22 protein-coding genes are annotated in these 26,412 nt (G+C 62.3%); 13 read left to right on the plus strand and 9 right to left on the minus strand.

The window, feature by feature from the left end; genetic code table 11:
- Positions 1 to 60 precede the first annotated feature (60 nt).
- Both LDZ24_RS23955 and flgM read left to right on the plus strand, forming a co-directional pair.
- Positions 61 to 504 carry a response regulator gene (locus LDZ24_RS23955; RefSeq protein ID WP_248323687.1) on the plus strand — a complete coding sequence of 148 codons (444 nt, stop codon included), beginning with the start codon at positions 61 to 63 and terminating at the stop codon, positions 502 to 504.
- 167 nt (positions 505 to 671) lie between these two features.
- The gene (flgM, locus tag LDZ24_RS23960) at positions 672 to 977 is read left to right on the plus strand and encodes a flagellar biosynthesis anti-sigma factor FlgM (RefSeq protein ID WP_248323688.1); all 306 of its coding nucleotides are present in this window, start codon (positions 672 to 674) and stop codon (positions 975 to 977) included.
- Positions 978 to 1,407: 430 nt separating this feature from the next.
- Here the strand turns inward: flgM and LDZ24_RS23965 are convergent, their stop codons facing one another.
- Together LDZ24_RS23965 and LDZ24_RS23970 are read right to left on the minus strand one after the other, a co-directional pair.
- Positions 1,408 to 3,978 (minus strand): 2-oxoglutarate dehydrogenase E1 component, encoded by a 2,571-nt coding sequence (locus tag LDZ24_RS23965; RefSeq protein ID WP_248323689.1) that lies wholly within the window; start codon positions 3,976 to 3,978, stop codon positions 1,408 to 1,410.
- Between the two features lie 200 nt (positions 3,979 to 4,178).
- Positions 4,179 to 5,807, minus strand: coding sequence for a methyl-accepting chemotaxis protein (locus tag LDZ24_RS23970; RefSeq protein WP_248323690.1), 1,629 nt, complete (start codon positions 5,805 to 5,807; stop codon positions 4,179 to 4,181).
- 415 nt (positions 5,808 to 6,222) lie between these two features.
- Here LDZ24_RS23970 and LDZ24_RS23975 point away from each other — a divergent pair, with 415 nt between their 5' ends.
- Complete coding sequence (locus LDZ24_RS23975) at positions 6,223 to 6,498, plus strand: hypothetical protein (protein WP_248324218.1); 276 nt, start codon at positions 6,223 to 6,225, stop codon at positions 6,496 to 6,498.
- Between the two features lie 654 nt (positions 6,499 to 7,152).
- Positions 7,153 to 7,977: an ATP-grasp fold amidoligase family protein gene (locus tag LDZ24_RS23980; RefSeq protein WP_350029470.1), complete on the plus strand. Its 825-nt coding sequence runs from the start codon at positions 7,153 to 7,155 to the stop codon at positions 7,975 to 7,977.
- 89 nt (positions 7,978 to 8,066) lie between these two features.
- Here LDZ24_RS23980 and LDZ24_RS23985 read toward each other — a convergent pair whose 3' ends face one another.
- Positions 8,067 to 9,260, minus strand: a complete 1,194-nt coding sequence (locus tag LDZ24_RS23985) for a glycosyltransferase family 4 protein (RefSeq protein WP_248323692.1) — start codon at positions 9,258 to 9,260, stop codon at positions 8,067 to 8,069.
- A 340-nt stretch (positions 9,261 to 9,600) separates the two neighbouring features.
- Between LDZ24_RS23985 and LDZ24_RS23990 the strand changes: the two genes are divergently transcribed.
- The 6 genes from LDZ24_RS23990 to LDZ24_RS24015 all read left to right on the plus strand — a co-directional run bounded on the left by LDZ24_RS23990 (position 9,601) and on the right by LDZ24_RS24015 (position 15,070).
- On the plus strand, positions 9,601 to 10,959 hold the full coding sequence (locus LDZ24_RS23990; RefSeq protein ID WP_248323693.1) for a hypothetical protein: 1,359 nt from the start codon (positions 9,601 to 9,603) through the stop codon (positions 10,957 to 10,959).
- A 154-nt stretch (positions 10,960 to 11,113) separates the two neighbouring features.
- Positions 11,114 to 12,001 carry an ATP-grasp fold amidoligase family protein gene (locus LDZ24_RS23995; RefSeq protein ID WP_248323694.1) on the plus strand — a complete coding sequence of 296 codons (888 nt, stop codon included), beginning with the start codon at positions 11,114 to 11,116 and terminating at the stop codon, positions 11,999 to 12,001.
- A 12-nt stretch (positions 12,002 to 12,013) separates the two neighbouring features.
- A complete protein-coding gene (locus tag LDZ24_RS24000) occupies positions 12,014 to 12,556 on the plus strand; it encodes a DUF4142 domain-containing protein (RefSeq protein ID WP_248323695.1) in 543 nt (180 codons plus the stop codon).
- 102 nt (positions 12,557 to 12,658) lie between these two features.
- Positions 12,659 to 12,919, plus strand: coding sequence for a hypothetical protein (locus LDZ24_RS24005; protein ID WP_248323696.1), 261 nt, complete (start codon positions 12,659 to 12,661; stop codon positions 12,917 to 12,919).
- A gap of 220 nt (positions 12,920 to 13,139) precedes the next feature.
- A complete protein-coding gene (locus tag LDZ24_RS24010; protein WP_248323697.1) occupies positions 13,140 to 14,060 on the plus strand; it encodes an ABC transporter substrate-binding protein in 921 nt (306 codons plus the stop codon).
- 53 nt (positions 14,061 to 14,113) lie between these two features.
- Positions 14,114 to 15,070 (plus strand): TauD/TfdA family dioxygenase, encoded by a 957-nt coding sequence (locus LDZ24_RS24015; protein WP_248323698.1) that lies wholly within the window; start codon positions 14,114 to 14,116, stop codon positions 15,068 to 15,070.
- Positions 15,071 to 15,121: 51 nt separating this feature from the next.
- Here the strand turns inward: LDZ24_RS24015 and LDZ24_RS24020 are convergent, their stop codons facing one another.
- The 6 genes from LDZ24_RS24020 to LDZ24_RS24045 all read right to left on the minus strand — a co-directional run bounded on the left by LDZ24_RS24020 (position 15,122) and on the right by LDZ24_RS24045 (position 22,879).
- Positions 15,122 to 15,946 (minus strand): CHAD domain-containing protein, encoded by an 825-nt coding sequence (locus LDZ24_RS24020; protein ID WP_248323699.1) that lies wholly within the window; start codon positions 15,944 to 15,946, stop codon positions 15,122 to 15,124.
- Between the two features lie 111 nt (positions 15,947 to 16,057).
- Positions 16,058 to 17,728, minus strand: coding sequence for a metallophosphoesterase family protein (locus LDZ24_RS24025; RefSeq protein WP_248323700.1), 1,671 nt, complete (start codon positions 17,726 to 17,728; stop codon positions 16,058 to 16,060).
- 24 nt (positions 17,729 to 17,752) lie between these two features.
- The gene (locus LDZ24_RS24030) at positions 17,753 to 19,219 is read right to left on the minus strand and encodes an esterase-like activity of phytase family protein (protein ID WP_248323701.1); all 1,467 of its coding nucleotides are present in this window, start codon (positions 19,217 to 19,219) and stop codon (positions 17,753 to 17,755) included.
- Between the two features lie 113 nt (positions 19,220 to 19,332).
- On the minus strand, positions 19,333 to 20,625 hold the full coding sequence (locus tag LDZ24_RS24035) for a sugar efflux transporter (RefSeq protein ID WP_248323702.1): 1,293 nt from the start codon (positions 20,623 to 20,625) through the stop codon (positions 19,333 to 19,335).
- 111 nt (positions 20,626 to 20,736) lie between these two features.
- Positions 20,737 to 21,519 (minus strand): SDR family NAD(P)-dependent oxidoreductase, encoded by a 783-nt coding sequence (locus LDZ24_RS24040; protein WP_248323703.1) that lies wholly within the window; start codon positions 21,517 to 21,519, stop codon positions 20,737 to 20,739.
- Between the two features lie 58 nt (positions 21,520 to 21,577).
- A complete protein-coding gene (locus LDZ24_RS24045; protein ID WP_248323704.1) occupies positions 21,578 to 22,879 on the minus strand; it encodes an L-fuconate dehydratase in 1,302 nt (433 codons plus the stop codon).
- Between the two features lie 142 nt (positions 22,880 to 23,021).
- Between LDZ24_RS24045 and LDZ24_RS24050 the strand changes: the two genes are divergently transcribed.
- From LDZ24_RS24050 to LDZ24_RS24060, 3 genes are read left to right on the plus strand one after another with little or no spacing between them, the layout of a single operon-like run.
- Positions 23,022 to 23,780, plus strand: a complete 759-nt coding sequence (locus LDZ24_RS24050) for a GntR family transcriptional regulator (protein WP_248323705.1) — start codon at positions 23,022 to 23,024, stop codon at positions 23,778 to 23,780.
- 52 nt (positions 23,781 to 23,832) lie between these two features.
- Positions 23,833 to 25,344: a sugar ABC transporter ATP-binding protein gene (locus LDZ24_RS24055; protein ID WP_248323706.1), complete on the plus strand. Its 1,512-nt coding sequence runs from the start codon at positions 23,833 to 23,835 to the stop codon at positions 25,342 to 25,344.
- 17 nt (positions 25,345 to 25,361) lie between these two features.
- Entirely contained in the window at positions 25,362 to 26,387 is a 1,026-nt protein-coding gene (locus tag LDZ24_RS24060) for an ABC transporter permease (RefSeq protein ID WP_248323707.1), read from the plus strand.
- Positions 26,388 to 26,412: the final 25 nt, after the last annotated feature.

Here is a 26,412-nt window from a genome sequence, read left to right on the forward strand (position 1 = left end):
TGCGCTTGGCCGCGTGCGGTGGGCCATGCGCGGGAAAGTAAAGAGAGAAAGGATTGACAGATGGTTAAAACGGAAATGCGCTTGCTGGTGGTCGACGACTTGACCACCATGCGCAGTTTGATTCGAAAGATGCTGAAGGCGATCGGCTATACGCTGATCGACGAAGCAGTCGATGGCGTGACAGCCCTCGAAAAACTCAAGACGCAGCGATTCGATCTCGTCATTACCGACTGGAACATGCCGAATATGGACGGGCTGACGCTTCTGCAGGAGATTCGCAAGTCCGAGCATCATGCCGACGTTCCGGTTCTGATGGTGACCGCCGAGACCCGGCGCGAAAACGTGATCGCGGCGATTCGCGCCGGTGCGAACGGCTACGTAGTGAAGCCGTTTTCGGAGGCCGCGCTCGCCGATAAGCTGGCCCAGATTGCGCCGCTTCAGCAGACCACCGCGCCGGCAGATCGCAGCGCGTCCGTCTTCGGCGCGGTCTTCATGAACGCGTGACCGGCGTCTTTTACACTTTGTTGCAAACTGTTGCAATTCGCCGGGAGCCTTGTTAGATAAGGCTTTCCGGCGAATCCGGGGGCGTTGCGGCGACCGCGCGGCGCTCCGGATGGTAAAGGTTTCAACGCAGGCACCGTTAAGCATTAAAGCCAGCGAGAACCGAAACCATGAACATCCAGACCATCAAAAACGCAGATTCGTCGACCCAGATCACCGTGAAGCGCGCGACGAGCACCAGCACGAAGCCGGGCGCGAGCACTGCGCACCCGGTCGCGCCCGCCGCTGCGGAAGGCTCGACCATCAGCCTGTCGTCGACTGCGGCGTTGGCTTCCCACTCCTCGGATATCGATACTGCCAAGGTGGAAGCGATCAAGGCGGCATTGAAAGACGGTAGCTATAAGATCGACTCGGCGGCCATCGCCGACGGCATGCTTGGCACGGCGCGGGATCTTCTGCGCGCGACTTCGCGCTAATCAGAGCAGCAGTCATAGCGACGTCGTCTGATCGTGACAGCGGCCAGACGTCCGTCGTGTGCAGTCGGCGCGAGTTCCTCCACCGGCGATGAAGCGACGCCGACCGGCAATCATTCATAGCGCGAACCGCGCGAGTCGGTCCACCACTGTGCGCATGACGCGCTCGCACGAAACTCCCTCCGTTTGAAACGCCTAGGTCTGGTTCGCTTGCGCCCGGCCGATGGCTTTGACCAGAAAGGAGTGTTTTTCGGGGAGCGGCTGATGCGCTCCGTCGCAGATTCGCGCGTCAATGAAGCCGCGCAATCGAAACCGGCTCTCCAATGCCTTTCGAGGATCGTCGGCGACTATGCCTCGACGCCCGCAAGGCACGCTGCACCACGAAAAGTCATCGCCGCACGCGGTGCGCGTTGCGAGCGGCGATGCTGTCGGTTCAGTGTGAAGCCGTCAGTGCTGCCGTGACGAGCCGCTCCTGTTCGCGACGATGCGCCGACAACGAAGAATGCGCGCCCGCCGGCGTCGCGGTGCGGCAGACATCGCGCAAGGCGCAATTGGCCGGAAGCGCGCGCTCCAGCTCATCGCGGACGAATCGCCATGCGCCCTGGTTGCAGTCCTCTTCCTGCGCCCACACGACGCTGCGCAAATGGGTGAACCGGGCAAGCGCGCGCCCGAGCTGCTCATGCGGGAACGGATAAAGCTGCTCGATGCGGATGATCGCCGTCGATTCGTCACGGGCGGCCTCGCGCGCCTCGCGCAACTCGTAGAAGAACTTTCCGCTGCATAGCACGACGCGCTCGACAGCAGTTGCATCGGCGATGCCGTCGTCATCGAGCACGCACTGGAACGCGCCATCGACCATCTCGCACAGCGGCGCATGCGACGCGACGTTAGCGTAGAGCTTCGACTTCGGCGACATGACGATGAGCGGAATCCGGCGCTCCGCCATCGCCTGCTGGCGAAGCAGATGAAACCATTGCGCCGAGGTCGAAGGCACGACGATCCGCATGTTTTCATCGGCGCAGAGCTGCAGGAAGCGGCCGAGATACCCGCTCGAATGCTCGGGACCGACACCCTCGTGACCATGCGGCAGCAATACGGCAAGCGCCGACTCATAGCCCCATTTGAACTCGCCGGCGGCGATGTACTGATCGATGAAGACCTGCGCGCCGTTGACGAAATCGCCGTATTGCGCTTCCCATATTGTCATGGTCGCCTTCGTCTGCACGCTGTAGCCGTACTCGAATCCGAGCACGGCCTCTTCGGTGAGCGGCGAGTTCACGATGTCGAACCGGCCTTGTGCCGCGGCGATCGCACTGAGCGGCACATGACGCTGGCTCGGGACCTCGTGCGCGCCCTGCGCATGCCAGACGGCGTGGCGATGCATGAACGTGCCGCGCCCCACGTCGAGTCCCGATAGCCGGATGTCATGCCCGGCTTCGAGCAACGAGGCATACGCCATGTTTTCGGCGAAGCGCCAGTCGGCCGGACGGTTCTCGTCGGCGACGGTGTCTCGCCACTTCGCGAGCATCGAAGAAACAATCGGATGCAGCGGCACATTCTCCGGCACGCGCGTGATCGCGGCAGTGAGTGCCCGCAGCCGGCTCAACGACACTTGCGCGCCGGGCCGAACGGCCGGCTCGTTGGTCTCGTTGCTGCCGAGCGGCACGGCGTCCGCGACGGCCGCATTCGATTCGAGCCTGCGCAGCGCATCGTCGCGCAAGGAAGGAAGCGCCGTGCCGCCACCGATCGCGATGTAATACCGCTCCGTCACGGTCGGATGCATGTCGATGGCCATCTGCAACAGAGGTTGCGTCACTGCCGGGACATCATGCTCGGAATGCCCGAGCCGCCGATAGCCGATCAGGTCGATCACGATATCTGCGCCGTGCTCCTTGCGATAGTCATGCGCGAGCCGTGCCGCGCGCACGACTTCCTCAGGGTGATCCGCGTTCACGCGCAATACCGGCGCATCGATCATGCGAGCGATATCGGTACAGTAAGCGTGGTCGCTTACGTTCATCCTGTTGGGCGTGGTGAAGCCGATCTGATTGTTCAGGATGACGTGAATGGTGCCGCGCAGATCATAGCCGTCCTTGCGCGTCATGTTCAGCGTTTCCATGACGACGCCCTGACCGGCGAAAGCGGCGTCCCCATGAACCGCGACGGTCACGCAGTCTTCGCCCGGATGGTCGTCCTGCCATGCACGCGCCATGCCGCTGACAACCGGATACACACTCTGCAAATGCGAAGGATTGTGCGCGAGCAGCACGGCGACGTCGCCATGCGATGTGCGCTTCGTGACCTTACCGCCCAGATGGTATGGCAGATCCGTTGCAGCGGCCGCGAGCTCCGATTCAGGATCGAGGCGATCCAGCATTCCTTTCGCGGAAAACTCCATCACGTTGACGAGCGTGTTCAGGCGTCCGCGATGCGGCATGCCGAGAAACAACTGCTGCGTGCCATCGCTTGCCGCGCTGGCGATCAGCGTATCGAGAAGCGGCACGAAGCTCTCGCAGCCTTCGAGCGAGAAGCGCTTCGCATCTCCGTGACGCGCGGCGGCGAGGCGCTCCCACGCTTCCGCGTCCAGCAGACGCGCGAGCAGCGCCTCACGTTCTTGCTGCGTAGGCGCGGGGAGAGCCGCGTCGCGTTCCATCCGCTGAAACAGCCATGCACGACGCGCCTCGTTGCGCACGCCGCTGCAGTCGAGCGCCAGCGCGCCGCAGTAAGCACGCTTGAGCTGTTCCTCGAGTTCGCCGACCGTCGCGAACGGACCGGGTCCGGCAGCGATCGTCTGCGACGAGCCGAGCCCGTGATACAGCGGCGACAACTCCGGCGCCTGTCCCGGCGCGGAGAGTCCGAGCGGATCGAGCGTCGCAATGAGATGACCGTGATTGCGGTAAGCGTCGATCAGCGCCGCCGCTGCTTTCGCGGCAGCTTCAACGTTGCTTGAACGCGCGGTGGCGGGTTCGAGAACAAAAGCTTCGTCGTTAGGGTTTTGATACATGCTAGGGGGGGATATCGGATAACGGTTTTCGTGTTTCGCTGTTCTCCCCGCGCCCGATAGAAACGTGTTCAGGCAAGGCTTGGGGAAGAAGCGCGGTCGACAGACCGCGAGTCGCTCGGGAAGCGCCCGGTTCTGCGCTGCCCTCGACCTTTTTGGGCCGGAATGGCATTCCGGCCCGGTGCGTGACGGCACTACTACGATCAGCTCGTTGCAAGCATCGGCATGGCGGATTCAGGCGCGGCGTCCGCATGGCTCGCTGCGCGCGTCACCTTCGGCGGCGTGGTGCCGTCGAGCTTGAAAGAGGCGACGAGGTGCGTCAGTTCAGCGGCCTGATCGCGCAACGACTGCGCGGCGGCCGCGCTTTCTTCCACGAGCGCCGCGTTCTCCTGCGTGACCTGGTCCATCTGCGTGACGGCCTGATTGATCTGCTCGATGCCGTCGCTCTGCTCGCGGCTCGACACGCTCATTTCGCCGACGATGCTCGTGACGCGCGAAATGCTGTTCAGCACTTCACGAATGGTCTGTCCCGCTTCGCCGACGATCTGACTGCCCGTATCCGCGAGGCCGACCGAGTTGTCGATGAGCGTCTTGATTTCCTTGGCAGCTACCGCGCTACGCTGGGCGAGGCTGCGCACTTCGCTCGCCACGACGGCGAAGCCGCGTCCGTGTTCACCGGCCCGTGCAGCTTCGACAGCGGCGTTGAGCGCGAGGATGTTCGTCTGGAACGCGATGCCTTCGATTACCGCGATGATGTTCACGATCTCGCGCGACGATGCGTTGATCGCGCCCATCGTATCCACGACCCGGTTCACCGCTTCCCCGCCTCGGCCTGCAATGACAGACGCATCCGACGCGACGCGGTTGGCTTCGAGCGCGTTGTCCGCGTTCTGCCGGACCGTGGAGGTGAGCTCTTCCATCGCGGCTGCCGTTTCTTCTAGCGCGCTCGCCTGCTGCTCGGTGCGGCTCGACAGGTCCATGTTGCCACTCGCGACTTCGTGCGACGCGTGCGTGATCGTTTGCGTCGCCATGCGCACATTGCCGACGATGCCGTGCAGGTTCTCGATCATTCGCTTGAGCGCGCCTTGCAGTCTGCCGATTTCGTCGCTCGACGCGACTTCGAGACGATGCGTCAGGTCGCCGTCCGCCACCGCTTCGGCCAGGACCACGGCTTGGTGAATAGGCCGGGTAATGCTGCGCGTGATGATGATGCCCGTGCCGATTGCGGCCAGTATCGCGCCGAGCGAGAGCAGCACCATCTGGATGCGCGCGTCGCGGCCGTCTTCGGCTGCCTTGGTCACGGCTGCCTGCATCAGCGCGGCCTGATAGTCGACCATTTTGTCGACGAGCAGGTAGTAGTCGTCCTGTTGACGCGCGAGATCGCCGAGATAGAGCGCGCGGGCGTCCTGCTGCTGATTGCCTTTGACGAGATCGAAGAATTGACGGACGCTCGCGCCATAAACCGTGCGCGCGCCGATCTGCTCCTTGAAAAGCGCCTTGCCTTCCTCGCTCGACAGAAGTTTTTCCAGCTTCGCGTAGGCTTGTGCATTGGCGGTGCGGATCGCCACGTATTCGTCCATGAACTGCTTTGCTTGATCCTCCGAAGAGGCAAGCAGTAGCTTGCTCAAGATGCCATTGGCCTTGTAGCCGTTGGACTTAATGGTGTTGCTCAGCGCAATGAGCGAATAATGTTCGCTGACGACGCTGTCCATCTTCTCGTTGCTCGCTTCGAGATGCTTGGTTCCGAGTGCCGCCGTGCCGATCATCAGCGCGACGACCACGCCGAACGCGCAGCCGAGGCGAACTCCGATCCTGAGGTTTGTGATGCGCATGTTTCAATCGCTCCGTCTTTTCGACTGTCCCCGTCAAGGGACGCTGACTCCGTTTTGTCCCGGTACTTCCTGCCCAAAGCGGACGTGAAACCGGTGACATGGACGTTAAGAAAACCACCGGACGAACGTCGCTGGCGGCTGTCAGCCAATTAACGGCGATCTTTCACAAGAATTAAGGGTTTATAACAATCGCTGCCCGGACAGCCGCGTGGGAGACGGGCTGAAATTACCGACGAACCTCGCCCTCAGCGCGCGTTTGTCAGGAACGTGGCCTTGCGCGAGCTTTCGTGAGGGGTAGACCGGTTGCAGCAAGAAATGAATTGCGACGCGCTGCTGCTTCATGGTAGAAGCACCGCTGCGTTCGCGGCTGTGCGGCGCGTGTCACGGTTTCGTTGTTGCCACGAAGGAGCAGATGTTGAGAAGGACCGCCGAAAACAAGTTGAAGGTGGTCGCGGTACGAGTCGAGCCGGCAATCGAGCAGAGATTGCGGCTACTGGCGGAAGTAACGGGACGCAAGCAATCATTCTTTTTGCAGCAGATGATCGAAAGCGGCATCGGCGCAATGGAAGATCTCTGGCTTCCGCCCGATGTCCTCGAAGAGGTGCGCGGCGGCAACATGCAGGCGCGGCAGCTTTCAACCGCAGCGACGCCTGATCTATTCGGCAATTTGTCTGATGAGACGCGTGACTGAGCGCGTCGGCTTTCATTTTGCGCAAGTGAAATCGGCCAGCGGAAATGATTTGCGTTCAGCAATAGCGCTTAGCACATTCCGCCATTCGCATGAAGAAGCGTAAAAGCATTACGCGCAATTTCTCGATGACTTAGCCGCCCCGAGATTACCTACGCGATAATTCGAGCGCCTTGTCTCGAGACAAATGGCCGACGCTGATACGCAGCGAGCGCCTTATGTTGCAAGGCGTTCCTCCGCATGAGGCGATACAACAGAAGCCTCCGCATAACCTCTTTCTCGCGTCCTTCGATGCAAGCCGCATTAATCAGGAATCGCTCTTGCTCCATGCTGCGGCGAAAACACGCGGTCACCTGCGCTCCCGTAAAAGTCAATGCGCGTCACACGGCATTTTCTGACGGCTAATACAAGGAAAATCCGCAGGCAACCGTTTCTGGGGTGCTGTGTACGCTTCCGCACGGTGGTCAGACCGCTGCCTTTGGGACGATTTCGGGGATACACCTAACCGGTGATAAGCCCGAGGCGCCCGCCACCGTGGGCCGCGAATCGCGCCTGAACATTACATGACATTTACAGGGGGATAACCGGATGTCGCTTTCGAAAAGGCTCCTTGACAGCGCTAAAGTCTTTCTGCCCGACGACGTCTTCTTGAGCTTCGTGCATCGCCGCAGGATCGGGCGATTTCCCAATCTCAAGCGTCCGCTCACCTTCAACGAACAGATCCTCAGCCGCTGCCTGCACCCGGATCCGCGCTACGTGGATCTCAGCGACAAGCTCGCAGTGCGCGACTTCATCGCCCGAAAGATCGGCCCGCAGTATCTGATTCCGTTGATCGCGGAACCCGCCGTCTTCACCAGGACCGTCTTCGACCAGTTGCCCAACGAGTTCGTGATGAAAGCGAACCACGGCAGCGGCTTCGTGAAGGTCGTGCGCGACAAGAAGGACACGACGTTCGAAGAACTCGCGGCGCTCGCGCAAGAGTGGCTCGCGACCGACTTCTACAAGATCGCGCGGGAGCGGCACTATCGCGCGATCAAGCCGCGCGTGTACTTCGAAACGCTGCTTCTCGACGACAACGGCGTCGTGCCCGCCGACCTGAAGTTCCACGTGTTCAACGAGAAGTCGGGCAAGCAGACCATCTACATAATGGTGATTTCCGATCGCTTCGGAGAGACCCCGCGCGGCGATATCTTCGACGTCAACTGGAACGTGCAGGACATCACGTTCGGCGCGTACGCCCGCAGCCAGACGCCTGTTCCTCGCCCGAAGAACCTCGACGCGCTGCTCGAAGTCGCGAACGCGCTCGCGAAGGACTTCGAATACGTGCGTGTCGATCTGTATTCGCGCAACGATGACATTTACTTCGGTGAACTAACGTTCACGCCGGGCGCAGGCGTTCTGCGGATGCTTCCCGAAAGCGTCGACTATGAATGGGGCCGGCTTCTGCAAATGACGCGCCGGCCGCTGCACGCCGGAGCGTAACTCCCGCGCGCCGCAACGGCGCGCGGCACATCGCATGGCTAAGACGGCTACGCTTCGCGTAGCCGTTTCTCTCGTCGCTCAATCCCACTTCATTTTTCAAGCACGTCCGGGCGCGGAGGCGAAGCAGCGTCGAATGCATCGCGCGATGGAAGCGGTAGCGTCATCGCACGTTGAGCCTGTGCCTCGAAGGTCTCGCGCGAGAAGCGGCGACGGAACTCGGCCGCAAGCGCAGCCATCGGAACCTCGCGCGCCGCGAAGATGCGTTGCACGAACGCAGCGTGATCGCCGGGAGGGAACAGCAACGTTTCCGGAAGGTAAGCATCGAGGCCGGACACCCGCGATACGACGATCGGGCGCTCCGCGAGCACGGCTTCGATCATGACGAGCGGCACGCCTTCGAAAGCAGACGGCAACACCAGGGCATCGCTCGCCGCGATATAGGGCAGCACGTCGGCCTGCGCGCCCACCATGCGAACGTGAGCGGACAAGACCGGGCTTGCTTGCACCCAGTCGGTCGTGCGTTGCGCGTCCGGTCCTTCACCCACGATGAGTACGATCGCGCGCTCGAACGCGTCGGGGTGTCGCTCTATGGATTCGAGCAGGAAGTCTTGTCGCTTATGCCTGAAGTCGATACGCCCGATATGCGCGATGATGGTGGTCTCGTCGTCCGGCAGGCCGAGCATGGCGCGAGCCGTGGAGCGCGTGAGCGTGGACTGTGCGAAGCGGTCGTCCACGCAATTCGCGAGTATCGTCGTGCGCGCGTTGGGTGCGAGCGTGCGCAGCTTCGCGCGTAGATGTTCGTTGAGCGTGATGAATTCGTCCGGCATGCGGTACACGCCGCGCTTCACGAGCCACTTCAACCGGTCGAGCAGGCGAGCGCTGTCTGGACCGTCGCCAACGAGTGGGAGATAGCTCACTGAGCGCGTGCCTGTCAGCCGTGCGGCGAAGAGCCCGGCGAGTCCTGAAACAATCGTGCCTTGCGCGATGAGCAGGCGCGTCAGGTTAAGGCCGCGCAGAACGGATGCAGTCGACCGCGTCATGCGAAGCAGCGCGAACGGATTCCCGCGTATCGACTCAGCTGTATATGACAGGCCAATCGTCTGCACTTTCGGATGCGAGCGAGCGAGGTCTTCCACGAAACCGAACAGTGCGATGTTTTGTCGGGGCGCCAGGATATGCAAGGTTTCAATCTGCGCATTCACGACCAGCGCCATCATGAAACGCTTGAGCATCTCCTCGTGCCCGCCGTTGATGCCCGAATCGCAGTAGATCCCAACCTTCACGGCATTCTCCCTTTTTGTGCGCGTCCTCGCGCTTCTTCATGGCCTTGCCGCCGACAGCGTCGAGCACGTCTATGCGTCAGGAGTCGAAAACGCCACCTGCATTCCGTCTCAAAGTAGCTTAGGCAAAAAAGGAATGAATTATTAGCAGTGGCGCGCGATCAGAATGCCACTCACCGTCAGGCGCATGTCAGCCTTACTGATGCGTCACACGCCGTTTGTATGTAGAAAGCGATTAGCACGATGTCCGAAGCGATTCGCATGACTTGAACGCGAAGCATCGATCAGGCCACGCCTTTTCCTGGCGGCTTGCAACGGAACCGCATGGTACCTGCAATCTGTGTTGCATGCCGGCTACGCTGCTCAGTGTAAGGAAAACGGCAGTCGGTGTCTGCCGAAATTAAAACGTCGAACAACGATCGAACGCGTTGTGTCGAGCGAGCATTCCCGCTACCTAACCGTAAATAGGTGTGCTAAGGTCAGTTCGTTTCCGATGTGCGCTCGTTGCGCCGTTCGAAACATCGTCTTCTTGACCGATGCATCAACGCGTCGCAGACGGCGCTCAAACCGATATGTGACCATGAACCAGCGGGAAGAGTGGCGATCGCTTTACTGCGTCGTGTGTCCTCGTTGCGAAAGCGTATCGCCGGCAGATGACCTATCGTGTCCTTACTGCGGCGCAGACCGACACGGCGCGGTGCTCACGCGAACTCGGGCATCTCTCTTCGAATTCGACGAGGCGGCGCGCGCAATGGTACGCGCCGCTTCGTCGCAAGTCGGCGAGATGCGACGCAATCAGACGAACGATGCAACGCCATCAGGCAGCGCGGATCAATCGGCAGCGTTGCTTTCGTTGCCGAGCTCGTTCGCCCTCAAGCCGGGCTCGATCGTTCTGCTGGTCGTCGGCGTGTGCTTGCTGATTGCGCTCTATGCGTGGGTGCGAATCTCGCACAGACCGGCTGCTCACGAGGCGCATGAAAACCGCGTGAGTGCCGCCGGTACTGTTCATAAACTCGCGGCGGTTGCACCCGCCGCTCCTTCGGATCGCCACGATGCGACCGGACGCTCCGCGCCCGCCGAAGCAGTCTCGCTCGCTCAAGAAAACTTTGTCGCAATGGCGGGTACGTCCGGCCGCGCCACGTTCGGCTTGCCCGCTTCCGCTGACATCGCGTCATGCGGCATCACGGCGGGGCCTGCTTGGCTCGCTTCGGTGCCTGTATGCGACAGCCTGGCTGCAACGCAAGCGTCACATATTTCTGAAGCGCCTCATTCAATCGCGTCTTCTGTGACGATGACCTCGCCCGCAAACACGAAGGCCGCGACGCCAACTCATGGTCGGGTCGAACATACATCGGCAAGCGCGCGACACGCATCGACGCGCCCTCGCGCGCATGCCCACGAAAGGACGACTCACGCGCAGCACGCGCTGCGCTCGGCTGGCCATGCAAAGAAGGTCGACAAGACTCATCCGCGCGTCCGTAACGCGCAGCGTGCGTCAACAGCGGCACGCGGCGAATCCGATGCCTTTGATGCGCCAGGCGTAGGCGCCCTCGCGCCGGCCGGCGATCCCGCGATGACATCTACCGGAAGCTGGAAGCCGGGCAGCGTTCCGGACTCGCACGACACCCTGCGTTCGCGCCTTCGCGCTTTATTGCCGGCGGGCACGGCGGCCACCAACAAAGGGCGCGGAGATGCACATTGAAGATGCGCGGCTCCGAGTGCCAATGTGGTCATTCGCACATTCGATTGAGTCTTTCGTTTGCAAGAATCTCTCGCTGTAATTATTCCCGGTGGAACGAGCCATAACGAGCACAAGATCGTTCCATTGTCTTCCCCCGAGGCATGAGGGCTTCCGGATGTTTGCCAAGACACTCATCGACGGCGCGAAGGCGTGGCTGCCGGACTCGGTGTTCTTAAGCATTTCGCACCGTCATAACGTCGGACGATTCCCGAACATGTGGAATCCCAGAACGTTCAACGAGAAGATCCTGCATCGGTGTCTCTATCCCGACCCGCGTTACATGGATCTGACCGACAAGCTGAAGGTTCGCGAGTATGTGGCGAACAAGATCGGTCCGCGACATCTCATCCCTTTGCTCGCAGAGCCCGGCGCTTTCACGAAAGAAGTCTTCGATGCTTTGCCTTCGTCGTTCGTGATGAAGGCGAATCACGGCAGCGGTTTCGTGGAGGTGGTGAAAGACAAAAGCCGCGTGTCGTTCGAAGAGCTCGCGGCGCTCTCCGAACAATGGCTGTCCACGCCCTTCTACAGAGTGGCGCGGGAACGCCATTACCGCATGATCGAGCCGCGCATCTTCTTCGAAACGCTGCTGCTCGCCGAAGATGGCGAGGTTCCTGCGGACCTGAAGTTCCACGTCTTCAACTCGCCATCCGGCCAGCAGACGGTTTTTATCACGGTGATATCGGGCCGCTTCACCGATCATCCTCGCGGCGATACGTATGACGCCGCGTGGCGGTTGCAGGACATCTGGTTCGGTCACTACCATCGGAGCGACACGCCTGCGCCGCCGCCTGCATCGCTCGATTCGTTGCTCGAAATCGCCGGCGTGCTGGCGAAAGAGTTCGAATACGTGAGAGTCGACCTTTACGAAACCAACGGAAACGTCTACTTCGGGGAACTAACGTTCACGCCGGGTGCGGGAGTTTTTCCGATACGTCCGGATCACGTCGACTACGAATGGGGCCGCCTCTTCAAGGTCAACCCGCGACACCGATCCAATAGATAGGCGCGAGCGCGAATGAATGAGAGACGGAGAATCGCGTGCGGCTGCCTGCTCCTCATGGCGCTTTCCGTCGGCGCGCGTGCGCAGGGCCGGTCGCTCTCGGACGCGCAGATGGTCGGCGTTCTGCTGACCGCGAATCAGGCGGAGATCGCAGCAGCGCAGATTGCGTTGCGCAGAACACGGTCCACCAGCCTGCGGAGTTTCGCCACGCGCATCGTCGATGAAAACGCGCAGATCGCGCAGGAGGCGAACGACATGTTGCGAAGGCTCGGCGCGAACGCGCAGCCGAGCAGCATGAGCGACGCGCTCGCGCGTCAAAGCCGGGACGATACCGACATGCTCGGCGAGCAAGACGAATATGCATTCGCGCAAGCCTATCTCGAACGCGAGGTCGATTTTCTCGGGCGGCTCGTGAATACCGTCGATGAATTCATCCGATCCACGCATAGCGCGGATGTGAAAGTCCTGCTCGTGCGAGTGAGGCCGGCATTCACGCTTCACCTGGATCAGGCGCGACGACTCCAACTGGTGTTCCAACGTCCGGGCTTCGGTCATTGAGAGCCGCAGGCGGGCGCCTGCAATGCATTTCACGAAGTCTTGTTTGCCGATCCCTTATCGGCGCGCTAGATTGGAATCATTCACGCACTGTCGGAGCCGGCCATGTCACAGATCCTGACGCAATACTGGCAAGCGTTATTGGTCCCCGTGGGACGGGCGCGACAACGCTGGCGGCAACGCGCATACGAGCGGGCGATGCGAGCGTGCGGATGCTCGGCCGCAAGCAAACCGACGCAGCGCGACGAGCAGGCAAGCGGCCCGGAGCGGCTCGAACAGATCGCGCTCTACGCGCGCGCGGGCTATTTCAACATGGGCTATACGGTGGACGCGTTCAGCACGCCCGCCGATTTGCCGCCACATTGATTCCGACCACAGCCGCGCGTTTCGCATATCGCGCAGAGGCATATTCGTAGCATTCTTCCTTCGTTTGTGCGCAAGCGCCGCGCTTGTACAGTGAACGCTCCTGACACTTCGCTCGGACGTTCAGCGCATGAGGGCATCTTCCGCATTCAATCGACTGCTTGTGCTCGTTATGCTCGTTGCGTCGTGTGTTGCACTAAGCGCGGCGCACGCGGAAGGAACGGTGCGCATCGTCGATCAATATGGCATCGGCTCCTTGCTGCTCAAAGTGGCGAAGGACCAGAAGCTGATCGAGAAGGAAGGCGCGCGCGCGGGACTGCATATCGCCGTGCAATGGACCACGCTGTCCGGCGGCGCGGCGGTCAATGAAGCCTTGCTCTCGGGCGCCGCCGATATCGCCACGCTCGGCATCGGTCCGCTGATGACGATATGGGACCGCACGCGCGGCCATCAGGATTTCCGCGCGATGTCGGCGCAAAGCGCAGTGCCGGTGTATCTCGTGTCGAACGATGCGCGCATTCGCAGCATCGCGGATATCGGCGAGAAGGACCGCATCGCGGTGGTGTCGGTCGCCGTCTCGCAGCAGGGGCGGCTGTTGCAGATGGCTTCGGCCAAGACATTCGGCGATGCCGAGTACGCGCGTCTGGACCGCTTTGAAGTGAACATGCCGCACGCGGATGCGACGACGGCGATGCTCGCAGGCAGCTCGGTCATCAACCTTCACTTCTCGAACGCGCCTTATCAGTATCAGGAACTCGACGACCCGAAGATTCACAAGGTCATCAGTTCGACGGACATACTGGGCGGCCCGGCGACGAGCAGCGTTGCCGTCACATCCGACAAATGGCGCAAGGACAACCCCCGCACTTATGCGGCCGTACGCGCGGCGCTCGTCGATGCGGCGCGGCTCGTTGCATCCAACAAGCCCGAGGCTGCGGCCATCTATATCCGACAGGACGCATCGAAACTCTCTGCGACATTCGTCGAACGCATTCTGAATGACAAGGACGTGAGTTTCTCCACGACCCCTGAAAACACACTCGCACTCGGCGCTTTCCTGTTCAAGGTCGGCGTTATTCGTCACGAGCCGAAGTCGTGGCGCGACTACTTCTTCACCGACGATCCCGACGCGCATGGCAGCTAACGTCGTCGGGTCGCTCGCAGAAACAGACCAACACTCAAAGCGGAGATTCGCCCATGAACGCAGCTGTCATCGCACACCAGGCAACCGAACACGACATCGAAGTGCGTCCTTTGTCGGCGCACATCGGCGCAGAGATTAGCGGCGTCGACCTGACGCGCGCGATGCAACCTGCCCAGGTCGCGGCGATTCGCGCGGCATTGCTGAAGTGGCGCGTCGTGTTTTTCCGCGAGCAATTTCTCACGCATGAACAGCATGTCGCGTTTTCGGCGCAGTTCGGCGAATTGACGGTCGGGCATCCGGTGTTCGGTCATGTGGAAGGCCATCCCGAGCTGTACTCGATCTCGAAGTTTCGCAAGGCGACGCGCTTCGAAGGTCAGGCGCTGTTGCGGCCATGGACCGGATGGCATACGGATGTGACGGCAGCGGTCAATCCGCCGTTCGCATCGATTCTTCGCGGCGTGACGGTCCCGCCGTATGGCGGCGATACGCAGTGGACCAACCTCGTCATCGCTTACGAGAAGTTGTCCCCGACGCTGCGCGCATTCGTCGACGGATTGCGCGGCATACATCGCTTCGCGCCCCCGCAAGGCGCGAGCGGCACGGATGCCTTCGCGAAGGCGGTCAACGAACACACGCTCGTCAGCGAACATCCGCTCGTGCGCGTGCATCCGGAGACCGGAGAGCGCGCGTTGTATGTGAGCCCGGGCTTTCTGAAGTCGATCGTCGGCCTGACGCCGCGCGAGAGTCAGGCGCTGCTCGAATTGCTATGGGAACACGTGACGCGACCGGAGTTTACGGTCCGCTTCAAGTGGGAGCCAGGCAGCATCGCGTTCTGGGACAACCGCACGACGGCCCACCTTGCGCCGACGGACATCTTCGATCTCGACTTCGACCGTCAGCTCTATCGCACGACGCTCGTCGGCGATGTGCCCGTTGGACCCGACGGCAAGCGGTCTATCGCGATAGAAGGGTCGCCTGTCGGCGCGGCGGCTGCCGTCGCGTTGAACTGAGCGCAGCGGCGACCGGGTCGCCGCGCATCCTCATCACAGGACAGGCAGCGGCTAAAGCAGCTTGGCGGCGGCCTTGAATCTGCGTTTTTGTTCTTTCTCCAGCACCCGCAACGCGCGGTCCGCCGCGCCGTCGGGCAATGCCGCGCGGTGCTCGAGCAGCAGATCGCGGCTCGCGACCACATCGTTCAGTTCACCGAAGCGCTTTTGCACGCGCTTCAGGTTCTTCAGGCCCTTGCGCTGCTTCTTGCCCAGAAGCGGCTCGAAGAATTCCAGCAGATAGCGAACCTTCTTCCCAGCCTTGCGGACTTCATGAAACGACTCATAGTCCGAGCGGCCCTTGCGTGATGCCACGCGCATGCGCTTCTTGAGCTGCTTTTGCGCTGCAACGACGCGCTGTCTGGCAAATTTCGTCAGCGGCGTGCGTTGCGCGGCCGTGTTCAACTCGCGATTCGCTTCGCTCATCGCTTCACGCAGCGTTTGCTTAACACTAGCATGAGCGAGCGTTTCGAGGCTCTTTCGCGAGGCTTCGGAGCGGCTCTGGCGGAATGCGTCGAGCAGTTCGCGGTCGCCGGTCGCTTCCACGAGACCGATGAGAATGTCCCAGTCGCGCGTATTGCCTGCGGCGTTCGCGAGAAATTTATAGATGGCGCGCTGCTGCGTATCGAAGTCTTCGTGAAGAATGGGCCGGTACGCCCACAGCAGCGTGCGCAGGCGTCGTAGCGCCACGCGCAGCTTGTGCAGTTGTTCCGCCTCGCCTTCATTTTCCAGCGCGGACGCCTGAGCGATGGCTTCACCGACGAGCGGCTCCGCGAACGTCGAAAAGTTCGTCTCAGCGGTCGCCGGGCGATTGTCGGCGTTCTCGTCGTCCTTTTTCATGATCGTTTCCCGGTGTGATGCAACGGCATCTACGAGGCAAGATTCATACCGCATCAGCCATGCGGTACGAACCTTGTCCGTCGCCGGGACTTTGTCACAAGAGCTTCATATTCAACGGCGGCGTTGCTTCTGAAGGACGATGGTTTCGAACAGTTCGTACTCGGCGGTGGGCGTCTTGTCCGCGCCCGGCGCGTGGTAATAGTTCATCGTGATCGACGTCTTTCCGCCGCGTTCGCCCGGATCGTGATCGAACACGGCGATGCCGTAGCCCGTGCCGGTATCACGTTGTGCGGACCAGATGGCGTCCTCCACCGCGTCGGCGGCAGGGCGCACGAAGGTGCCCGCCGTCTTGCCGGGCACCGGCCGATTCGGCTTGGTGAAGACCTGCGCTTGCGGATTGCCCGTGCCCGCATCGGTGCCGTAGACGTCGAGCGGCGCGCTCGTGCCGCCGCCGCCGAGTATCAGATGCACGGTTCCGTGCGTCGTGTCGATCGGATCGTTGGCGCGCTGCGTGGTGGTGACCGGGCGCGGCTGCAACGTGTCGACGCTTTCGCCCGTCACGGCATCGCGGCCCGCGTGATGGTTGCAGCCGCGCACGGGATGGCTGCGCTCGTAGTCGTGATCGTGGCCGCACAAGACGAGGTCGACGCCGTAGCGGTCGAAAAGCGGCAGCCATGCTTCGCGAATGCCCTTGTCGGAGCCGTTGCCCGTCTTCGACGAACTGAGCGCGTCCTGATGCATCTGCACGACGATCCAGTCGATGTCGTCATCGTGCTTCGCCTCGCGCAAGGTCTTCTCCAGCCAGCGTGTTTGTTCGCCGCCGCTATAGCCACGCACATAGAACGACGTGCCCGGTTGAATCGCGGGATGGCCGGTGCTCGCCGCCGGCACCAGCGGCGACGGTCCCGCGACGAACGCGGCGGCGTCCTGATACACGACATCGTCCGCATCGAGCGAAATGAAGAGCACGGAGCTCATCCGAAAGCTGTACCAGCGGCCGCCAAAGCGCGTGCCGTTGTCGGGCAATGTGTAACGCGACAGGTACGAATCGAAGCCCTGCGGGCCGTTATTGAACTCGATCTCATGGTTACCGGGACACGGCATCCACGGGCGATTCGCGGCCGAGACTTGCGCGTTGTTGCCGAAGTCGCGCCACACGTCCGGCTGATGCGTCGGGTTCAGATTCGCGTAGCAGAGGTCGCCGTTCAGCAGATGAAAGAGCGGCTCAAAGCGTTCGACGGCCTGCACGGCGAAGCCGCTTTGCGGCGACGACAGCACCCATCCCGTGTTGGGCGTCGCGAGATCGCCGTAACTCGTGAAGCGGAATTTGCAACGCCCGCGAGGCGCTGTGCGAAAGCTCGCGCAGAACGGCTGCGCCGCGCTGCTGTCGTTGTCAGCCGTTACTTCGTAGCGGTAGGTCGTGTCCGGATGCAGACCGTCGAGCCGCGCGTGGTATGTGCAGACGATTTCGCCATTGAGACCGTCGGTATAGGTGCGCTGCACGGCGTGCATGAGCCTCGCATGACCATCGTGCGTGGTAAGGCGAACGCGCGGCTTGACGGCCGGCGCAAGCGACGCCCAGCTCACGACCACTTCGTGCGCGGGATCTTCGCCCCATGTGAGGTGGATCTGTTCGGGCGTGCCGTCGGGCGAGGCCGCCGCCGCGTTCGCCGCGCCGCTGAGGGCGTTCGCGGCCGTCGCGAGCCCCGAGGCGCCGGCGAGCTTCAAGAAACCGCGGCGCGATGCAACGCGCCCGCTGTCGTGCGAATCGTGTGTCGTCATGGGAGGCTCGGTGTCGTGGGCGCGTCAGTGGGCGTGATGGTGGTCGTCGTGATCTTCGCGGTCGATCCGGCAGAACGCCTCGCCGCGATGCGGCAGGCGCTGCGCTTCGTAAGCCGGAAGATCGGATGCATCCACCGCGAAGACGAAGAAGCGGTTCGGATTGTCGATGCCGTTCGGATGATGCGTATCCGTCACCGTGCCGATGAAGTCGTTGTCGTTCGCGATGAAGAGCGTGTGCTTGAGCGCGCCGTTTATGCGCACGTCGGGGCCGAACGCAAGGCTTTCCAGCTTCGCGGGAATGTCGTTGGCCGCGAAGCCTTGCGCGGACAGCGCCGCGACCACATCCAGAAAGAGCGTCTTCTTTAGCGCGAACGGCGCGAGTCCTGCGGCACCGCTCGCCTGGCTCACATCCTGCGCGCCCGTGAGATCGACCTTGTACACGCGCTTGAACACCGCAGCCGAGTCGTCGCCCAGACCTTTGCCGTCGCGTTCGTCGAGCAGCAATTCATGATCGTTGATGGCGACGATATCGCTGATCGTCGGATAGTTCGGCTTCGCGGTCGTGCCGATGTTGCTGAGCGGATACGCGAATTGCGTCGTCTTGCCCGTGCGCAAGTCGATGCGCAGGATGCGCGTGTAGCCGCCGCTCGTGCCGCCGTCTTGCAGCAGCGGGCTTTGCATCGCGCCGAAAAGCGTCTCGCCGTCGGGTGAAATGGCGAGGCCCTCCATGCCCTTGTTCGCGACGCGTCCCGACGTGTTCTTGCTGATCTCGTCGCTGCCGACGGGCGAGAGCGTCGTGACCGCGAACGATGAGGGCACGCGCACGACCGCCGTGCGATCGCCGGTGCGCCGATCGAAGCGATAGATGTACGGGCCGTACTCGTCCGAGATGAAGACGCTCGCGCCATCGCGCGATACGCGGATGCTTTCGGGATCGAAACGCGCATCGAGCGGATACGTGGAGGGCTGCGTCGGCGTGAAGTTATCCGAGCGGCCGGTGAAGTAATGCGTGTGGTTCGTCGCGTTTAGCGCGGGTGCGCCGTTGCCGACGCCAGCGGCAGCGCCGTCGCCGTAGACGAGCGCATCGCGCGTATGAAGCAAGGTCGTATCGAGCAGACGGGGCGTGAGCGTGTAGGGCAGCGTTCCGTTCTTGCCGGATGCTTCGAGCTTCAGACTCAACGTCTGGAAGCGGTTGATGTACGAAGCGGTATCGTCGAGCGCCTTGTTATACGAGATCGCGTTCGGACCGCGATCGGGCACGGCGACAAAGGTATCGCAGCCCGCATACGCGAGCCCCGAGCCGAGTCCGCCGAGCAGATTGCCCGGCGCGCCGTTTTCGAGCGGCGCGGCGGTCTGCTGCGAGCGGTCCACGCTGTTGCCGCTCAATTGGCCGATGGCGATGAGATCGACGCTCGCCCACGCCGATGAACATGCGGCGCACAGCGCGAGGCTCAACGTCACATGACGCGCAACAGCGGGGGCTCGAAGCATCGATGTCTCCTTCATCCGGCATGCGAAGTGATCGGACTCGCATTATTGCGGGATTGAAGTGACGTTTGTATGACTCATGCAATGAACGGCTCGTCATACCGAAGTCTGCGCCCTCAGCGTACCGGCATGCGCCATTGGTTCACGCGGACCCATACGTATCGCGCAATCAGCCTGAACGGTGGATTGGCGAACAGCACGAGCGCGCCGAGCGCGAGGCATCCGCAGACGAGAAACGTGCCGCGATAGCCGATGGCTGCGACGAGCGCGCCCGATAACACGCCGGAAAGAATGGAGCCGACGCGCGATGCGTTGAAGAACAGCGCAGTCGCCGCGCCGGGATTGCGCGGCATCAGGTCTTGGACATAGGTCATGCCGAGGCACGAGGTCACCGCGACGACGAACGCGTTGAACGCCTGCATCGGAATGAGAAACTGAATGGAGCGAGAGGACGCGACCGCCACGAAATAGACGATATGCACGGCTGCGCATGCCGCGAGCCAGCGTTGCTTGTCGAGATTCGAGCCGCGCGCGCCGAGCGCGAGCATCATCGGGATTTCGAGGAACGCGCCGAGCCCGAGCATGATCGATACTTCTATCTGCGTGCCACGCAGTCCCTGCACGACATAGAGCGGCAGCACGATCATCGTCGCGTTGGCCGCGAGACCGATGAGCGTCAACGCAATCGTCGCGCGCCAGATCTGCGCGCGGCTCGCGGGCACGTGCTTCGCCGCATCGTGCGGTTCGTCGTGCTCCGTCATCGTCGTGACTTCGAGCAATGAGGCAGGATCGCCCGCATAGTGGGCGTTCGGCGCGATCGGCTTCTCCTTATCCTTGATGCGCCAGGCGATCGCGCCACACGCCGCGAACGATGCCGCCGCGAACAGAAAGAGGCCGTGAAAGCCCGCGGCGGCCAGCACCAGCGCGCCGACGGACGGACCGAAGACCCACGCCATCGAGAGCACGGTGCGCAGCGTGGCGAGCGCGAAGGAACGCTCCGCGTCGTCGGTGACCGGCAGCGCCGCGCGGCCGAAGGAGAACACGAGCGTCATGGCCGCGCTGCCCACGCCGAGGAACACGATGCCCACCGTCACGAGCGACGCATAGCTGCGCAGCACGCACAACAGCACGAAGCCGAGCGCCGACGCGGCCAGCGCGCCCATCAGCAACACGCGATGATGACCGTGCCTATCCGACCACTTGCCCGCGAAGGCGCTCGCGAGCACGCCGCTTGCCGCGATGAGCGTCATGAAGAGCCCGAGTTGCAGCGGCGTCATGTCCGCCTCCTGCACGCCGAAGAGCGACAGAAACGGCGCGGTGAAAGACATGGCGACGCCCAGCATCAGCGTGACGCCGGCAAGCGGCATGAACGAATGCAGGCGCGCAAGACGAAAAAAGCGAGCGTCCATCGACGGGGAAATCCTTCGGAAAATGCGGGCGCGGAATGCGTGCGCGTGACAGTAGCGCAATCGACATTCCGCGCGTAAAAGAGTGAGCGATGCCAGGTGGAGACGCGGGGATCACGCCTGCGGCGGCTGTCCGTTGGATGCGCTCAAGCCACCGTCCACGGGAAGATTCACGCCCGTCACGAAGCGCGCATCGTCGCTCGCGAGAAACGCGATGACGGCGGCGATGTCGTCCGGTTGCGCGGCGCGGCCGAGCGGAATGCGCTCGCGAAACTTGGCCATGAGTTGTTCGTCGCCGAGCATGTCTTCGGTCAGTTCCGAGGCGGTCAGGCTCGGGCATACCGCGTTCACGCGCACGCCGTCGCGGCCATGATCCATTGCGAGCGCGCGCGTGAAGTTCGTCACCGCGCCTTTCGCCGCGTTGTAGAAGCTCATGCCCCAGTCGCCGCCGAGGCCCGACACCGACGACACGTTCACGATCGAGCCTTTCGCCTGAATCAGATGGCGAATGGCGGCGCGGGAGCAATAGAAGACGCCGTCGAGATCGGTCGACATGATCGCGCGCCAGTCATCGAGCGATGCCTCGTCGATGCGGCCCGTCGGCGCGACGCCCGCATTGTTCACAAGCACGTCGATGCGCCCGAAGCGCGCGATGGTGGCGTCGATCAACTGCTGCGCGTCTTCGAAGCGCGAGACGTCGCACGCGTGGACGAGCGTGCGCGAGGCATCGAGATCGCGCGCCACGCGTTCGAGCTTGTCCTGCGTGCGGCCGGCGAGCACCACGGAGGCGCCCTCGGCCGCGAAGCGGCGCGCGGTGCCTTCGCCGATGCCGGAGCCCGCGCCTGTCACGATGACGACTTTCGAAGCGAAGCGGGAAGACTGCGTGGAAGCGTTCATGGTGATGGTTCCTCGTTAAACGAATCACCCGAACGCGCAGATTTCGTTCCAGCGTCAGTCACTTCGTGCGCCACGCTTCTCCGTCCGGAAAGTGATGCTTGTCCAGCGACGGCGCGTGCATTTCGATGCTGTAGCCCGGCCGCTGCGGCGGCATATAGCGGCCATTGCGGATCACCACCGGATCGATGAAATGCTCGTGCAGGTGATCCACATATTCGAGCACGCGATTTTCGAGCGACGCCGATACGCAGATGTAGTCGAACAGCGAAATATGCTGCACGTACTCGCACAATCCGACGCCGCCTGCATGCGGACACACCGGCACGCCGAACTTCGCCGCCATCAACAGCACGACGATCACTTCGTTGAGACCACCGAGACGGCAACTGTCGATCTGACAGAAGTCGATGGCCTCCGCCTGCAGCAACTGCTTGAACATGACGCGATTCTGGCAATGCTCGCCCGTCGCCACGCCGATGGAACCGAGCCGGCGCCGAATGGCCGCGTGCCCGAGTATGTCGTCGGGGCTCGTCGGTTCCTCGATCCACCACGGGTCGAACTCGGCGAGACGCCGCATGTTCGCGACGGCTTCATCGACTTCCCATACCTGATTCGCATCCATCATCAGCTTCGCGTCTGCGCCGATTTCTTCGCGCAGAATGCGGGCGCGGCGCACGTCCTCTTCGAGATTGCCGCCCACTTTCTGCTTGAAGTGCGTCCACCCTTGCGCGACGCCTTCCCGGGCCAGGCGGCGGATCTTCTCGTCGTCATAGCCGAGCCATCCTGCCGATGTCGTATAGGCCGGATAGCCTTGCGCGAGCATCTCCTTCTCGCGCTCGCTCCGCGTGCTGGCGTGGCGGCGCAGCAGCGCAATGGCTTCGTGAGGCGTGATTGCATCCGTCACATAACGGAAGTCGAGACAACGCACGAGTTCTTCCGGCGTCATGTCGACGAGCAGCTTCCACACCGGCTTGCCTTCGGCCTTCGCCCACAGGTCCCATACCGCATTCACGACGGCCGCCGTCGCGAGATGAATCGCGCCCTTGTCCGGACCGATCCAGCGTAGCTGACTGTCGGAGGTGATCTCGCGCCAGAACGCGCCCATGTTCGCCGCGATGTCTTCGAGCTTCTTGCCGACGACGAGATGACTCAGCGCCTCGACGGCGGCCACGCAGATTTCGTTGCCGCGTCCGATGGTGAACGTGAGTCCGTGTCCGCTGGTTCCGGCCGATGAATCGGTGTCGAGCGTGACGTATGTGGCGGAATAGTCGGGCGCGGCGTTCATTGCATCTGAACCGTCGAGCGAACGCGAAGTGGGAAAGCGGATGTCCCGAACGGACAGCTTGGTGATCGTTGTCATGGGTATGCCTCCGGGGCAATGTGCGATCGACTACGCTCTGCGGGAAAACACTGATGAGCTTCGACGCAGCAAGGCGATGCAGGCAGCTTTGTGCGTTCTTAGGCGTTTGCACGCGTTGACAACGTCGAATCTGCTTTCTAGCATGCTAGCATCTTCAACGGAAATCAAGCCCGCCGTGAGCCCTTCATCCGATGCGGTCATCGTGAGTAGTCCGTATGATGCGCTGCACAAGATTGCCGCCGGCCAACGCGGCAGTCTGACCGGCGCGGTGGAAGAGGCATTGCGGGAAGCCATCGTCACGCTGGCGCTCGAACCGGGAATGATGATCGACAAGATAGCGGTTTGCGAGCGCATGGGCGTCTCGCGTTTTCCCGTATCGGCCGCGCTGGCGAGGCTGGAGCACGCCGGTCTCGTCGAAGTCTTGCCGCAGCGCGGCACGCGCGTGAAGCCCATCGCGCTGCGCGATATCCGTCAGCATTTGTTCATTCGCAGCGCGCTCGAAGTGGAGACCGTGCGCGGCGTCGCTGCCATGCATGACCCCGCCATACTCGAGGCGCTTGAAACCAACCTCACGCAACAACGCGAAGCCATGGTGAACGGCGCGCGCCTCGCGTTTCATGCACTCGATCTGGCGTTTCACGAGATTCTGCTCGACGCCATTGCGCTGCCGCGCGTGAAAGAGATCGTCGCGGTGTCGCGCAATGCGCTCGACCGCGCGCGGCAGTTGCTCGCGAGCCCCGAGCGCCTCGTGCATACGCTCGACGAACACGAACGCATCTTCGACGCGCTCAAGAAAGGCAAGGCCGATGCCGCCGCCAAAGCGATGCACGACCATCTGGATCAGGTCGTCGCCGAATTGCACCGCTCGGCGAAGGACAGGCCGGACCTCTTCGAGCCATGACCCGCATGTGGGCTCCCCGGTCGCACTATGAACGCTCATCCACGACGACTCCATGACTCCGCTCATTTCCGTCAGCAATCTCAGCAAGCGTTTTCCCGGTGTACGCGCGCTGCATGAAGTGCAGTTCGAACTCATGCCGGGCGAAGTCCACGCGCTCATGGGCGAAAACGGCGCAGGCAAGTCCACGCTCATGAAGATTCTCGCGGGCGTCTATAACCGCGATTCGGGCGAGATGCTCGTCGATGGAAAGCCCGTCGAATTCACGAGTCCGCGCGAGGCGCAGGCGCTCGGCATCGGCATCATTCATCAGGAACTGCATCTGATGAACCATCTGACGGTCGCGCAGAACATCTTCATCGGACGCGAGCCGCGCAAGCTCATGGGCCTGCTGCTCGACGAAGACAAGCTCAACGCGCAAGCCCGCGAAATACTCGATCGCATGCATGTGAAGCTCGATCCGCGCGCGGTGGTCGATACGCTGACCGTCGCGAGCCAGCAGATGGTGGAAATCGCGAAGGCGTTGTCGTTCGAATCGCGCGTGCTCATCATGGACGAGCCCACGTCGGCGCTGAACGACGCCGAGATCGCCGAGCTATTCCGCATCATTCGCCAGCTGAAGGAGCGCGGCGTCGGCATCGTCTATATCTCGCACAAGATGGACGAGCTCAAGCAGATCGCGGATCGCGTCACGGTGTTGCGCGACGGCGAATACGTCGCCACCGTCAGCGCGCGGGAGACGAGCGTCGAGAGCATCATCGGCATGATGGTCGGCAGAACGCTGACCGACCTCACCTCGTTCCTCGGCGGCGCGCATCAGGGCGAAGTGGCGCTAGAAGTGCAGCATCTGAACGCCGGGCCGCTCGTGCGAGACGTGAGCTTCACGCTGCGCAAGGGCGAGATACTTGGCTTCGCGGGACTCATGGGCGCGGGCCGCACGGAAGTGGCGCGCGCGGTGTTCGGCGCGGACCCGGTGGAGTCCGGCGAGATCATCGTGAAGGGCGCGAAGGCGACCATCAAGAAGCCGAGCGACGCAGTGGCGCGCGGCATCGGCTATCTGTCCGAAGACCGCAAGCGGTTCGGGCTCGCGACGGGCATGGACGTGGAATCGAACATCGTCATGTCCAATCTCGGCAAGTTTCTTTCAGGGCGCGTGTTTCTGCGGCGCTCGAAGATCCGCAAGACGGCAACGCATTTCATCAAGCTGCTCGGCATTCGCACGCCTTCCGCGACGCAGCCCGTGCGCCTGCTATCCGGCGGCAACCAGCAGAAGATCGTCATTGCGAAGTGGCTCGAACGCGACTGCGACGTGCTGTTCTTCGACGAGCCCACGCGCGGCATCGACGTCGGCGCGAAGAGCGAGATCTATCGCTTGTTGCGCTCGCTCGCCGAACAGGGCAAGGCCATCGTCATGATCTCGTCCGAGCTGCCCGAGGTCCTGCGCATGAGTGATCGCATCGTCGTGATGTGCGAAGGGCGCATCACGGGAGAACTTTCCGCAAGTGAAGCGACGCAAGAACGCATCATGCAGCTTGCGACGCAACGCCCGACTCTACAAGCGGCATGAGCCGCCAAGGACTTAAGATGACACAGCCTACCGATACCGCCGCGCTCGCCAGCGACAAACCCGCCAACGGCCTGCGCTCGCGCGTGTTCTCGCCGACCGCGCTGCAGAAGCTCCTTGCATTCGCGAGCCTGATCGTGCTGCTCGTGTTTTTCAGCTTCGCGTCGCCCGCCTTCATGCAGATGGATAACATCCTCGGCATCTTGCAGGCGACGGCCGTGAACGGCGTGCTCGCCATTGCATCGACATTCGTGATCGTGACGGGCGGCATCGACTTGTCCGTAGGCACGCTCATGACATTTACCGCCGTGATCTGCGGCGTGTTCCTCACCTACTGGCACATGCCGATGTGGGTAGGCATCATCGCGGCCATTGTGACGGGCGCGGTGTGCGGCACTATTTCCGGCACGCTCACGGCCAAGATGAAGATTCCGCCCTTCATCGCGACGCTCGGCATGATGATGCTGCTCAAAGGTCTTTCGCTCGTGGTGTCGTCGGACAAGCCGATCTACTTCACCGATACCGAGAACTTCTACATGATCTCGCAGGACTCGCTCATCGGCTACTTTCTGCCGAGCGTGCCGATTCCGAATGCGGTGCTGATCCTGTTCGTCGTGGCGATCGTGAGTTCCATCGCGTTGAACCGCACGGCGCTCGGCCGTTATACGTTCGCGCTCGGCAGCAACGAGGAAGCGGTGCGTCTGTCGGGCGTGAATGTGGATCGCTGGAAGATCGCCATCTACGGGCTCGGCGGCGCAATTTGCGGCATCGCGGGCCTGCTGATCGCTTCGCGTCTGAACTCGGCGCAGCCTGCGCTCGGACAAGGCTATGAGCTCGATGCCATCGCGGCCGTCGTGATCGGCGGCACGTCGTTGAGCGGCGGCTCGGGCACGATCCTCGGAACCATCATCGGCGCGTTCATCATGAGCGTGCTGACCAACGGTCTGCGCATCATGTCGGTCGCGCAGGAATGGCAGATCGTCGTGACCGGACTCATCATCATTCTCGCGGTGTATGGGGATATTCTGCGTCGCAGGAAGCGTTGAGCATCAGGCGCGCAAAGAAGACGTA

Origin of the sequence: Caballeronia sp. Sq4a, assembly GCF_023170545.1 — a bacterium.
In the GTDB taxonomy this organism is placed as follows: domain Bacteria; phylum Pseudomonadota; class Gammaproteobacteria; order Burkholderiales; family Burkholderiaceae; genus Caballeronia.

Excerpts from the sequence above, each read along its gene's own strand:
- LDZ24_RS23955 (WP_248323687.1), top strand. The coding sequence starts at position 61 with ATGGTTAAAACGGAAATGCGCTTGCTGGTGGTCGACGACTTGACCACC.
- flgM (WP_248323688.1), top strand. The coding sequence starts at position 672 with ATGAACATCCAGACCATCAAAAACGCAGATTCGTCGACCCAGATCACC.
- LDZ24_RS23965 (WP_248323689.1), bottom strand. The coding sequence starts at position 3,978 with ATGTATCAAAACCCTAACGACGAAGCTTTTGTTCTCGAACCCGCCACC.
- LDZ24_RS23970 (WP_248323690.1), bottom strand. The coding sequence starts at position 5,807 with ATGCGCATCACAAACCTCAGGATCGGAGTTCGCCTCGGCTGCGCGTTC.
- LDZ24_RS23995 (WP_248323694.1), top strand. The coding sequence starts at position 11,114 with ATGTTTGCCAAGACACTCATCGACGGCGCGAAGGCGTGGCTGCCGGAC.
- LDZ24_RS24000 (WP_248323695.1), top strand. The coding sequence starts at position 12,014 with ATGAATGAGAGACGGAGAATCGCGTGCGGCTGCCTGCTCCTCATGGCG.
- LDZ24_RS24005 (WP_248323696.1), top strand. The coding sequence starts at position 12,659 with ATGTCACAGATCCTGACGCAATACTGGCAAGCGTTATTGGTCCCCGTG.
- LDZ24_RS24015 (WP_248323698.1), top strand. The coding sequence starts at position 14,114 with ATGAACGCAGCTGTCATCGCACACCAGGCAACCGAACACGACATCGAA.
- LDZ24_RS24020 (WP_248323699.1), bottom strand. The coding sequence starts at position 15,946 with ATGAAAAAGGACGACGAGAACGCCGACAATCGCCCGGCGACCGCTGAG.
- LDZ24_RS24025 (WP_248323700.1), bottom strand. The coding sequence starts at position 17,728 with ATGACGACACACGATTCGCACGACAGCGGGCGCGTTGCATCGCGCCGC.
- LDZ24_RS24030 (WP_248323701.1), bottom strand. The coding sequence starts at position 19,219 with ATGCTTCGAGCCCCCGCTGTTGCGCGTCATGTGACGTTGAGCCTCGCG.
- LDZ24_RS24035 (WP_248323702.1), bottom strand. The coding sequence starts at position 20,625 with ATGGACGCTCGCTTTTTTCGTCTTGCGCGCCTGCATTCGTTCATGCCG.
- LDZ24_RS24040 (WP_248323703.1), bottom strand. The coding sequence starts at position 21,519 with ATGAACGCTTCCACGCAGTCTTCCCGCTTCGCTTCGAAAGTCGTCATC.
- LDZ24_RS24045 (WP_248323704.1), bottom strand. The coding sequence starts at position 22,879 with ATGACAACGATCACCAAGCTGTCCGTTCGGGACATCCGCTTTCCCACT.
- LDZ24_RS24050 (WP_248323705.1), top strand. The coding sequence starts at position 23,022 with ATGCTAGCATCTTCAACGGAAATCAAGCCCGCCGTGAGCCCTTCATCC.
- LDZ24_RS24055 (WP_248323706.1), top strand. The coding sequence starts at position 23,833 with ATGACTCCGCTCATTTCCGTCAGCAATCTCAGCAAGCGTTTTCCCGGT.
- LDZ24_RS24060 (WP_248323707.1), top strand. The coding sequence starts at position 25,362 with ATGACACAGCCTACCGATACCGCCGCGCTCGCCAGCGACAAACCCGCC.